Here is a 12,051-nt window from a genome sequence, read left to right on the forward strand (position 1 = left end):
GTTTGTATCAAAGTGCGCCAATCCATAAGCCGCTTAAGGAGCGCCTCCGCTTTTAAATGTTGTCAACAATAGATATGACTAACTTTAATTATCCTTATGTTGTATAAGGGTTTTTCCGGGATTAAAATGAAAATGTGAGCATTTAATTTTAATTTTGGCAACATCCTATGATTGGAGGACGAGGCTTACATTACTTTACACGGAGTGAGATCATGTATATTTCCGCAAGAGAAAGACAAATACTTGAAATCTTGTTAACTGAATCAGACGAGTTGACCGTGAAAGACCTCGCAGATCAAATTGGAGTGAGCGGCAGGACCGTTCATCGAGATTTAAAGAATATAGAAGATATATTAAAAGAATATGACCTTTCCTTGCAAAAGAAGTCAGGTGTGGGCGTACAAATTACGGGAAGTAAGGATAAAATAGGTGAACTTGAACTATTTTTATTTAATCTTTTTCATACAGAATATACACCTGATGAAAGACAAACGATCATTTTGTGCGGATTATTGGAATCGGATGGACCGGTCAAGCTTTTAGGTCTAGCCAATGATTTAAATGTGACCATTGCCACGGTAAGTGCTGATTTAACGAAATTAGAAGAAAGGTTACAAACGTTTGGATTAGCATTAATACGCCGAAGAGGGTATGGGGTTGAAATCGAAGGCGACGAAAGTGCGAAAAGAAGAGCGATGAGTAATCTGATTACGGAGTATATCGATGAGTCAGAAATCCTATCATTGGCAAGAGAAACGATTCAAAAGCGGTCCAATCAGCAAATCAATACAATTTCTGAAAGGCTTCTTGGACTAGTAGAAAAGAAAAAGCTGCTGACGGTTGAAAAAATTGTTGAAACCACGATTCAGGATTTACCTTTTAATATGGCTGATAGTGCCTACATCGGGTTGGTCGTTCATTTGGCCTTGGCGGTTGAACGGATCCAAAAAGGTGAAGGGATTAAGATTAACCAGTCTTACCTTAAGGACCATCAATCATCCAAGGAATATAAATTTGCAGAAAAAATTGTCTCCCAACTGGAGCAAGTGTTTCAAATTAAGATTCCAGAGGCAGAAGTGGCGTATATTACTATGCACCTAAAGGGTGCGAAGCTGCGACATGATAATGAATATTTAATCGAGGATTCTAGCCTTCAGGTAGCGATTAAATCAAGGAATTTAATTGAAATGGTCGGGAAATGTGCAGGAATAGACCTTACAGGAAATAGGTCATTATTTGAAGGTTTGGTTGTGCATTTGAAACCAGCCCTCTATCGAATTAAACAAAGGATGGGGATCAGTAATCCATTATTAGATAAAATAAAACGGGATTATGCGGAGTTATTTTCTACGGTCAAACAAGCGGTTGAGCAAGTGTTTCATGAGTTTTATGTCCCTGATGAGGAGATTGGTTATCTCGTTATGCATTTTGGTGCGGCCATCTTAGCGAACAAGGAGATTGTTCAATTAAAAACATTGGTTATTTGCTCAAGTGGCATTGGCACCTCGAAGATGCTGGCTACGAGGTTGCAGCAAGAGTTTCCGGAGCTTAAGGACATTCAAAATGTGTCTGTTATGGAGTTCAAGAGAATGAAAACGGATACCTATCAATTAATTATTTCTACAATCCCGATTCCTGATTATTATTCAGATTACATCTTAGTCAGCCCGATCTTAAATAAAGATGAAATTGAAAAAATCCGCTCTTTTATTAATGAACAGATTATTCTTAATGGATCAGAACATAAATTTTCGGTTTCGTTCATGGATAGAGTCCATAAGAAAAAGGCAAGTGTCCTAATCGAAGAAATGAACAGCATTCAGGGCTATGCCCAGACCATTGCGGTGCTCTTAGAAGGATTTGAATTAAGGAATATAAACGAAAGCAAAACGGCTGCTGCAATTATTAAGTTTGCTAGTGAAGAATTATTTGTAAACCAAAAGATTGATAATATTGAAGCGGTTGTGGATGCGATTAGTGAAAGAGAAAAACTTGGGGGATTAGGTATTCCAGATACATCCATGGCTCTATTCCATGCCCGGTCACCATATGTAAACACACCAACATTCACAATATATAGGATTCAACAACCGATTGAAGTGGTTGGAATGGATCAAAAGGAAATGGAAATAAGGTCCATATTATTAATGTTATCACCTCAGGAAACAGCCGAAAGTTCATTAGAAGTCCTAAGTTATCTTAGCTCGTTATTAATTGAAAGTGAAGAAAGTATTGCCCTGTTTCAATCGGATCAGCAGGAAGAAATACTAGCCTATCTAACAGCAAGATTTGATCAATTTTTTACAGAGAAATTAAACAATATAAGGAGTGTTTAACTATGTCAAAAGCAATTTTAGCAAAAGAAAATATTCTATTAAATGCATCAGTGGGGTCAAAGGAAGAAGCAATCAGACTAACAGGAAGCATTCTTGTGGATAAAGGGTATGTAGATGCAGACTATATTGAAAAAATGCTTGAAAGAGAAGAACTAACTTCTACGTATATGGGAAATTTTGTTGCCATCCCACATGGTACCGAGGATTCAAAGGCATTTGTGAAGGATTCAGGTATTTCTTTCATTCAAGTTCCGCAAGGTGTAGACTTTGGAAATGGAAATATCGTCAAGCTGTTAATTGGCATTGCGGGTAAAGACAATGAACATCTTGATATTCTCTCTAGCATTGCGATTGTTTGCTCGGAAGAAGAAAATATTGACAAATTGGTTGCCGCAAAATCCGCTGAAGAAATTTTATCGATTTTTGCAGAGGTGAACTAATATGCTCGCAATTCACTTTGGCGCTGGAAATATAGGCCGTGGCTTTATTGGGAATTTATTATATCACTCCGGATATGAAACGTGTTTTGTTGATGTAAATCGTGAAATCGTCGACTTACTGAATGAAAAGAACGAATACCGTGTCGTTCTTGCGGAACCGTCGCAAGAGGAAGTAGTGATCAAGAATGTAAGGGCAATAAATAGTGCGCTTAATCCTGAACAAGTTATAGAGGCCATTGCGGAAGCGGATCTTGTCACGACGGCAATCGGCCCTAATATTTTACCGTTTATTGCGAATTTGGTTGCAGATGGGTTACGGAAGCGGCTCGAACGAACAGATAAGCCGTTAAATATTATTGCGTGTGAAAACATGATTGGCGGTACGTCCTTTTTAAAAGAGAAGATTTACGAAACACTATCAGCGGAAGAAAAATCCCAATTTGATGAGCGCTTTGGATTCCCAGATTCGGCTGTGGACCGGATTGTGCCAAATCAAGTCAATGAGGATAAGCTAATGGTTAAGGTTGAGCCCTTTTATGAATGGGTAGTGGAAGAGCCGAAGATAGTTGGAGAGAAGCCGCCCGTTATGGGAATCACCTATGTTCAAGAATTAGTTCCGTTTATTGAACGTAAATTATTCACGGTTAATACAGGTCATGCCTTAGCAGCCTACTTTGGTTTTCATTTTGGCGTGGAGACGATTAATCATGCAATGGAAAATAGAGAAATCAAAGATCTAGTGGAAGGTGCACTAAAAGAAAGCGGAGCGTTTTTAGTTAAAAAATATAGCTTTAATCAAGAAGAACACAATAAATATATTGATAAGATTATAGGGCGTTTCTCTAATGCCTATATTGTGGATGAGGTGACAAGAGTGGGGCGTTCACCGATTCGTAAGCTAGGGCCAAATGATCGTCTCGTTAGCCCTGCAAGACAGTATGCAGAAGTGTTTGGAAATGAACCGACATTTCTTTTGAAGGGGATTGCAGCGGCACTCCTTTATGATGTTCAAAGTGATGAGGAAGCCCTTCAAGTCCAATCGACCATCCGCGAACAAGGCTTAGAAACTGCGATTGAAAAGTATACCCAGCTTGATATCACTTCCATTTTGTTTAAAGGGATTGTCGAGCAATACCAACAATTAACGGCAGGAAAATAATTTTGGTTAAAACGAACGGTGCCTGACACCATTCGTTTTAATATTTTTATTAATTGGACGAAATTTTTATTGACTTTTTATGAAAGTTATGCTATAATATTTATTTATTGACAATAATTATAGTTCTATCGTAAAATAAAACTCCTAGCAGCCACTGCCAGGAGTTTTTTTCTGTTTAAAAAATGGGTGTTGAAGGGGGAACTTATTTGGAAACTAGGAAGGAAAGTTTAACGGCATTAGTTAGTTGCTTTGCCAGGGGCTATCATGCTTTCGAAAGCAAAGAGCCGATTTTTAATGACTACGTCGCACATTCGCTTTTAAAAGAAGAAGAAAAACAGTTAATCGCCACCAATTGGGCCAATGCAATTGCCTTCTTTGATCAGGAGAAAAGTGAAACATTGGAGTCGATTGATGAAAAATTGCAGTGGGTGATGAATAACCAGACCATTCCCCAATTAGTCAGTCGGGCAAGATATGCAGAAGATGGCCTTAGGTCTGCGATTGAACGCGGATTTAAACAGTATGTCATCCTCGGTGCCGGATTCGATACCTTTGCGTTACGGCAGGAAAATCTGCCAGAGGATTTTATAATCTATGAAGTTGATCATCCTGCGACACAAGCTTTTAAAATAAACCGCCTTCAGGAAGCTGGTATCGCTCTTCCTGGGAACGTGAAATTTGTTCCAGTTGATTTTAAAAGTGATTCCCTTCGTGAAGAATTGATGAATAGCGGTTATGATCAACAAAAGTATACTTATTTTAGTTTGCTGGGTGTGGTTATGTACCTGGCTAAAAAGGATTTCTACCAACTTCTAGCTTCTGTAGCGGACATGTCCATAAACGGAAGTTCTTTCACCTTTGATTACCTCGATGATACTGCTTTTCATGAGAAAATGGCCTCGACAAAACTAACCAAAATGAGACAAATCACGGCCCGGACGGGCGAGCCCATCATTACAGGCTTTGACCCGTTTGAACTAGACTTGGAGCTCCAGGACTGCCAGATGTTACTCTATGAGAATCTCTCGCCGGCTAATATTGAGGATATGTATTTTAAGGGACGAGAAGATGGGCTGCGTGCCTTTGATCATTTTCATTTTGCTCATCTTGTTGTCAATAAATAAGGGATTGCAAAGCATTGTTCTGTTTTCTGAACGGTGCTTTTTATTATTGATTTCCAATTGTTACCGGCCATTTGGTACAATCAAGGAGGAGTATTGGGAAGGGAGTATGGTAATGTTTAAAATTTTTATAATCGAAGATGACCAACAGTTGGTGAGTTTGCTGAAAGAGCATTTACATAAATTCGGTTACGATACAAAGTCAGTTGACAATTTTGAAGCAGTCCGAGCGCAATTTGAGCAATATGAACCGCATCTCGTCCTACTGGATGTGAACTTGCCGAAATTTGATGGCTATTATTGGTGCCGCCAAATCCGCAGCATTTCTACTTGTCCGATTCTCTTTATCTCGGCACGGGACGGGAAAATGGACCAAGTAATGGCTCTTGAAAATGGGGCGGATGATTATATCACGAAACCATTTGACTATGAAATTGTCACGGCGAAAATTAATAGTCAACTGAGAAGGGCTTATGGCTCGTATGCTAGTTCGCAAAATGAGCGGACGACTACGGTGGAAGGGTTGACCTTGGATGTGGAGCGCTTGAAGCTTACATTACACGAACAGGAAATTGATCTCAGCCATACCGAAGCAAAAATATTAGATGAACTCATGAAAAAAGCAGAGAAGGTCGTCAGTCGTGAACGGCTATTAGAGAAAATCTGGGACGATCAAGCCTTTGTCGATGATAATACTTTAAATGTTTATGTAACTCGTGTTCGGAAAAAATTAGCTGGTATAGATATCGGGGATGCCCTTCAAACGATTCGCGGGCAAGGGTATCGGCTTATTCCAAACTGGGGGCATAAGCCATGAAGCTTTTTTTACGCGAGCAGTTGGCGCTGATTATCTTTTATATCCTTCAGTTGGTGGTAATGACAGCCATTTATTGGCTTGATGGGTTTCATCATTTAGCGACAAGTCTATATGCGGCATTCCTGAGTGGGTGCCTTCTAATAGGGTACCTCTTTTTTCGGTACATAACGAATCGATCATTCTATCAGCGCTTGGAAGAGCCTTTAACCTCAATAGAGGATTTTACGAGCAATGTTCAACAGAGCCCGTTGGCTGAGAGTTTGCAAAATCTGCTGAAAAGTCAATTTCAACATTATAAAAAAGACCTGCATAATTATAAGTACAAGCTGGAGGGGCATATTCAGTTTATCAATCAATGGGTGCATCAAATGAAGACGCCGTTGTCTGTGATTCATTTAATTGTTCAAGACGAGGATGATCCGCGATTCAATGCCATTGGGGATGAACTGGATCGTTTAAAAAAGGGATTGGACATGGTCCTGTACACGGCGCGTTTAGATACCTTTGAACGCGATTTTTATGTCGAGACCCTTGATTTGCAAACCGTTGTCCGTTCGGTCACCTCAAGTCAAAAACGGTTATTTATCCGTAAGAAAGTGTTCCCGCTGATAAATATGGACGGGGATTTAAGCGTCGCATCAGATGAAAAATGGTTATCCTTTGTGATTACGCAGCTGATGACAAATGCGATTCGTTATACAGTCGAGGAGAACCGGAAAATTTATTTTAATGGTTACAAGCGTGGCATCAAAACCGTCTTAGAAATTCGCGATGAAGGCGTGGGAATTCCCCCAAGCGATCTCCCTCGCGTATTTGATCCATACTTCACCGGTGAAAACGGCCGTAACTTCCAAGAATCCACCGGAATGGGACTCCACCTCGCCAAACAAATCTGCCAAAAACTCGGCCATCACATCGAAATCGAATCCAACCTAAACCAAGGCACCACCGTACGTATCGTGTTTTAGAAGCATTGCTTTTTGAGTGTCAATTTTTTGGTGTTCCTTTTTGGTGTCAGGCACCGTTCGTGGACATTTTCCTGTTTTGTCCTCCTGTGGTGGACGCTTGAACTAACAATCTAACAAAACCAACCCACCAACCCACCAACCAATCAAAAAACAACCTAACTCAACCTTACAATTGTGTAAGTTAGTTGTAAGTTAGTGACATGGCGGGAGGGGCTGGATTCTAGTTACAATGGGGGTACAAATGGAACAGGGAGTGAAAATGGATGTCGATTTTAGAAGTGAGACATTTAGAGAAGATTTATGAAGGAAAAGTTGCTCATAAAGCAATTGAAAATATAAATTTTACGATTGATAAAGGCGAATTTGTCGGGATTATGGGGCCGTCTGGGAGTGGGAAGACAACGCTCTTAAACTTAATTGCTACCATTGATAGACCGACAGCCGGTGAAATTACGATCAACGGGAAAAACCCCCATGTACTAAACAAGAAAGAAACGGCGCTATTTAGACGCCATGAGCTTGGGTTTGTTTTTCAACATTTTAATTTACTCGATACGTTAACAGTGGAGGAAAATATCGTTCTGCCGCTCACCTTAGATGGTGAAAAGGTCAAGGAAATGGATATGAAGCTCAATCAGGTCGCTAAAAAGTTAGGGATAGACCAGATCTTGAAAAAACGAACCTATGAAATCTCAGGGGGGCAAATGCAGCGAACGGCTATCGCCCGCGCCATCATACACCAACCAGCCCTAATTTTGGCCGATGAGCCCACAGGTAACTTGGATTCAAAATCGGCAAAGGATGTTATGGAAACACTAACAGCCATTAACAAGGAAGACGGGGCTACGGCCTTAATGGTCACACATGATGCCGTCGCAGCCAGCTATTGTCACCGTGTTATTTTTATTAAGGATGGACAACTTTATAACGAAATCTACCGAGGCGATAACCGCCAGGTGTTTTTCCAAAAAATTATAGATATGCTAGCATTGTTAGGAGGGGACAGCCGTGACCTTTCCACAGTTCGTCTATAGAAATGTGGTCCGTAATAAACGGACCTACTCCGCTTATTTTTTAAGCAGCGCCTTTTCGGTCTTAATCTTTTTCATATACGCATTGTTTATCTTCCATCCCGATATAAAAAAGGGAGTTACTTCGGCAGTCGCTGTTCAATTAATGACCGCTGCGGAGGTGATTATGTATGTGTTTTCTTTCCTTTTTGTGCTCTATTCCGTCAGTACCTTTTTAAAATCACGGAAACGGGAATTTGGAATCTTAATGATGCATGGTATGACGAGAAACCAATTAAATAGCATGGTGTTTTTGGAAAATATGATTATCGGAATCGGAGCGATTATCGTTGGTATTGTGGCAGGGATGATCACAGGGAAATTATTCTTAATGGTCGGTTCGAAAATGATTGGAATAGAAGCTTTGCCCTTCTATTTATCGGAGAAAGCCCTCCTCCTTACGGTTGGTGCCTTTTTAATCCTTTTCTTAAGTATTTCATTATTTACGACCATCCTGGTCAGAGTAAATAAGTTAATTGATTTATTTCAAGCAGGCGAAAAACCGAAAAAAGAACCAAAAGTATCAATCTTGTTATCACTCTTATCTGCGGTATTGCTTGGCGTGAGTTATTATTTAGCTGCAACGGCAACCTTGGTGACATTAATTGTTCGAATCTTGCCGGTGATCGGTATGACTATAATCGGAACTTATTTTTTCTACACGCAGCTTTCGGTATGGGTGACGAAAATGCTTCAAAAAAATCGCATCCTCTTTTGGAAAAAAACGAATTTGGTTACGATCTCCAGCCTAGCCTACCGTTTAAAGGACAATGCTCGGATGTTTTTCATGGTAACAATTGTTTCAACTGTCGCGTTTTGTGCAGTCGGGACCCTTGCTTCAATGAATGTGATGAATAAGCAATTGGACAAAGAATATCCAGCAGAAATCAGTTATTTAGCAAAAGATGATCAGCCCGTTCATCAGCAAAATTTAAGCCAAATCAAAGCGGAATTAAAGGAAAAGAATATCAACTATACCACCAATGAGGTTCCAATTAAATACGTAGCTATTGCCTCTTCAACCGATGCCTATGCGCCTGAGAAAATTCCAGTCGTTTCTTTTTCTGACTATCAAAGAATCGCAAAAGCGGCAGGCTTCGAAATGAGCGAAAAACCGCTTGTTGGTAATGACATCCTAGAATTGCGACAATCTTCTTTTAGTAACTTGGAAAAGATTACTTATACATTAAAACAAGATCAGATAAAACTTCATCAGGACCAAGCGACTAAAAACATCGTCATCCCGATTCAATTAATCCTTAGTCAGGGCGTCGTGGTCAGTGATAACCTATTTAACAAGCTTACACCAGTAAATACGGAAAAATTCACCGGGTTTTACACGGAGAACCTTGAAGAAACGGAAGGAATGGCAAAGAATCTAGTAAAAGACGGCATGACCATGTTTGCTGAACAAAAACCATACTCGATGACGGTTAGTGGTACATTATTTGAAAAACAAATGAGCATGTATAAAATGATGCTGTTCGTAGCCTTACTCATAGGGGCTGTCTTCTTCATTGCAGCAGGAAGCTTTTTATACTTCCGGCTTTATGCCGATTTGGATTATGACCGACGCCAATATTTAACGATCACCAAGGTTGGTTTAACTGATCAGGAATTGAACAAGATTGTTACCCAGCAGCTTGCCTTGCTTTTCTTTGTTCCCATTGTTGTGGCCTTTGTGCATAGTGGGTTTGCCTTCATGGCCTTGCAAAGCCTTTACAAATTATCAATTGCAAAAGAAATGGTCATCGTTCTTTCCAGTTTCCTCCTTGCACAAGTTATTTATTTCTTTTTCATTCGGTACCGCTATTTGCGAAACTTGAAAAAGTCGTTAATTTAGTAAAAATGGCACAGAAAAATGCTCAGAGCAAATAAAGCTCTGAGCATTTTATTTCAATATCGAGGATGGGGCGCTTGCTGTGTTATTTATTTGTAATGGGAAAACAATTTTTACTGTTGTACCTTTATTGAATTCACTTTCATATTCAATCGATCCATTCAATTCACGGATGATTTTGTTCGTAACCATACTGCCTAGCCCTGTTCCCTTCGTTTTTGTTGTATAAAAGGGCAAGCCAATCTGCTTTAACTGTTCGGGCGTCATCCCTTTTCCGTTATCCTTGATTCTAATTTCAACTGTATTGTTAAAATGGTCAGCATTTAAATCAATTTTAATGGTTCCCTGAATGGATATCGATTCGATCCCGTTTTTAATCACATTCATGATGGCTTGCTTTAAATGAGGTTCATCCCCGTATACATAAAGCGGTTCTTTATTTTCAAAGTCGATGATAACATTTGAATAAGCGGCAAGAGGACGCATTAATTGAACGCAGTCATGAATCACATTATTGATTGAAACCGTTGCAATTTGGAACGGTTCGGGCTTTGCCACTTTTAAATAGTTCGTAATAATACTGTTGGTACGATCTAGTTCTTCCATAATTAACGCTGAGTATTTTCTGAATTTCAAATCCGTAGTATCTGCACTTAAAAATTGGATAAATCCTCTGATCGTCGCGAGCGGGTTTCTAATTTCGTGTGCGATGGAAGCTGCAAGCTGGCCAATCATCGTCAATTTATCAAGATAAACCATTTCTTCAAATTGCTTATTAATCTTTATCAAGTTTTCAATGACGAAAATCAGGGCGATATTTGTAAAAAACATGGCAATAAAGTAGATGAAATAAAAGGGTGATTTTAAAAAATTGACGCTGAAATATAGGATTGTGATATAGACAATAAAATAACAAATGACGACCACGGTCCCTGCCGCAAGCTTTGAAGGAGATTTGTGAAAAAATCTCCTGAAAAATAGTGCACTTACGAAGGCCAAAATGGAAACCGTGATGCCGGTTATAAGGAATTTTCCTCCAATCAGATAGCGGACAACGCAGACACTTCCTAAAACTATCATTCCAGGAAGCCAACCGCCATAGAGGGTAAGAACGAGAATGGCACACATCCTTAAATCAAAATGTGTAGCTCCCAACGTTTCAATGGGATAAAACATACAGAAAAGTGCACCAAACGAACCGATTAAACCATAAATCACCTTTTGTTTTAATGATAAAGGAACTTTTGTTTGAAAGGGGAAAAATAAGTTTGCATTAAATGTAAACGATAATAAGATCGTGATGTTAACTAACAATGGTTTGATGAGAGTAATCAAGAAACATCCTCCAAAATTAATAAATGATATGCTTCCACATTTATCCTTCCCTGAGAATTGATAAACTTTCCACAGAAAATATAACTCCTATGAATATTACACGATATCAGAAAGGCATGTAACCCATTCATTCTATTAAAGGATTGTTACGGAAAAAATGGAACTGAGTACAAAAAACTCTTCTCTCTGTAAAAAATAGATAGAAGAGCTTTTTATGATAGCCATCATTTAGTTTCAGCTAGTCCGCTGCGGAGATATAATTTACGAAATTTAAGATAGCTTCCAATTCGCCAAACACAGATATATAGAAATGCTAAGACCATCGTCAGAACAGTAAATTCAATGTAATCCATACTCTTAAAATACTGACTTAAAGCGATGCGAATGATAATGATCGTGATGATTACATATTTAAAGGTTTTATTTGGTTTTGAATAAATCAACCCATCTGCACGAATCTCATAGGATGTCTGGGTAAGCATAATTACGCCAAACAATGTGCCTAACAGAGTGGCAATCAATATTTCCCAATAGGCTGGCAGATGAAAAGGTTCACCAGGAATATGGCGCAGCTGACTGATACTTAAAGAAAACATGACCAACAGAAATAAAACAGGAGTAATGATGCCAAGGCCACCCCTTTTGATGGGATTATTTCTTCCTTTCACTTTGAAAAATAGTACAAGGCCAATTATGACAAGGACAATAACGAGGGTTACTACTATGTTCATTAAGATCAATCCCTTTCGGAAAACTTATTATCATGCTTTATTGTATTGTAATCATAAGGGAAAATGACTCTTGACGGTAGTGGGAAAGTTCATGCGTATAATATGAGAATGTTCATGATTTTATCATTAAAGTTCCTACATGGATTTCTAGGGCACGGCTTGAAGAGACGGAAGGGACATGAATCAAAAAGGGGAGAGAGGTTGGAGGAAGGACAGTATCTTTGAAGAGAGTAA

The 12,051-nt window shown here is 39.2% G+C and carries 10 protein-coding genes; 8 read left to right on the forward strand and 2 right to left on the reverse strand.

Going from position 1 to position 12,051, the window contains the following annotated elements; genetic code table 11:
• Positions 1 to 212 precede the first annotated feature (212 nt).
• From V7137_RS07375 to V7137_RS07410, 8 genes are all read left to right on the forward strand, one after another.
• Positions 213 to 2,336, forward strand: a complete 2,124-nt coding sequence (locus V7137_RS07375; RefSeq protein ID WP_335697481.1) for a BglG family transcription antiterminator — start codon at positions 213 to 215, stop codon at positions 2,334 to 2,336.
• A gap of 2 nt (positions 2,337 to 2,338) precedes the next feature.
• Positions 2,339 to 2,776 (forward strand): PTS sugar transporter subunit IIA, encoded by a 438-nt coding sequence (locus V7137_RS07380; RefSeq protein ID WP_218350733.1) that lies wholly within the window; start codon positions 2,339 to 2,341, stop codon positions 2,774 to 2,776.
• Between the two features lies 1 nt (position 2,777).
• Entirely contained in the window at positions 2,778 to 3,935 is a 1,158-nt protein-coding gene (locus V7137_RS07385) for a mannitol-1-phosphate 5-dehydrogenase (protein WP_335697482.1), read from the forward strand.
• A 206-nt stretch (positions 3,936 to 4,141) separates the two neighbouring features.
• Positions 4,142 to 5,059: a class I SAM-dependent methyltransferase gene (locus tag V7137_RS07390; RefSeq protein WP_335697483.1), complete on the forward strand. Its 918-nt coding sequence runs from the start codon at positions 4,142 to 4,144 to the stop codon at positions 5,057 to 5,059.
• 112 nt (positions 5,060 to 5,171) lie between these two features.
• Entirely contained in the window at positions 5,172 to 5,873 is a 702-nt protein-coding gene (locus V7137_RS07395) for a response regulator transcription factor (RefSeq protein ID WP_335697484.1), read from the forward strand.
• Positions 5,870 to 6,841, forward strand: a complete 972-nt coding sequence (locus V7137_RS07400) for a HAMP domain-containing histidine kinase (protein ID WP_335697485.1) — start codon at positions 5,870 to 5,872, stop codon at positions 6,839 to 6,841. Before V7137_RS07395 ends, V7137_RS07400 begins: the two co-directional genes overlap by 4 nt.
• Before the next feature lie 263 nt (positions 6,842 to 7,104).
• Positions 7,105 to 7,875, forward strand: a complete 771-nt coding sequence (locus V7137_RS07405) for an ABC transporter ATP-binding protein (protein ID WP_335697486.1) — start codon at positions 7,105 to 7,107, stop codon at positions 7,873 to 7,875.
• Positions 7,850 to 9,754, forward strand: coding sequence for an ABC transporter permease (locus tag V7137_RS07410; RefSeq protein WP_335697487.1), 1,905 nt, complete (start codon positions 7,850 to 7,852; stop codon positions 9,752 to 9,754). Before V7137_RS07405 ends, V7137_RS07410 begins: the two co-directional genes overlap by 26 nt.
• A 48-nt stretch (positions 9,755 to 9,802) precedes the next feature.
• On the opposite strand, the gene V7137_RS07415 is transcribed toward V7137_RS07410, so the two are convergent.
• Complete coding sequence (locus V7137_RS07415) at positions 9,803 to 11,086, reverse strand: ATP-binding protein (protein WP_335697488.1); 1,284 nt, start codon at positions 11,084 to 11,086, stop codon at positions 9,803 to 9,805.
• Positions 11,087 to 11,310: 224 nt separating this feature from the next.
• Entirely contained in the window at positions 11,311 to 11,817 is a 507-nt protein-coding gene (locus V7137_RS07420) for a CcdC protein domain-containing protein (RefSeq protein WP_335697489.1), read from the reverse strand.
• Positions 11,818 to 12,051: the final 234 nt, after the last annotated feature.

Source organism: Neobacillus drentensis, from assembly GCF_036962765.1.
GTDB classification, from domain to species: Bacteria; Bacillota; Bacilli; order Bacillales; family Cytobacillaceae; genus Neobacillus; species Neobacillus drentensis_C.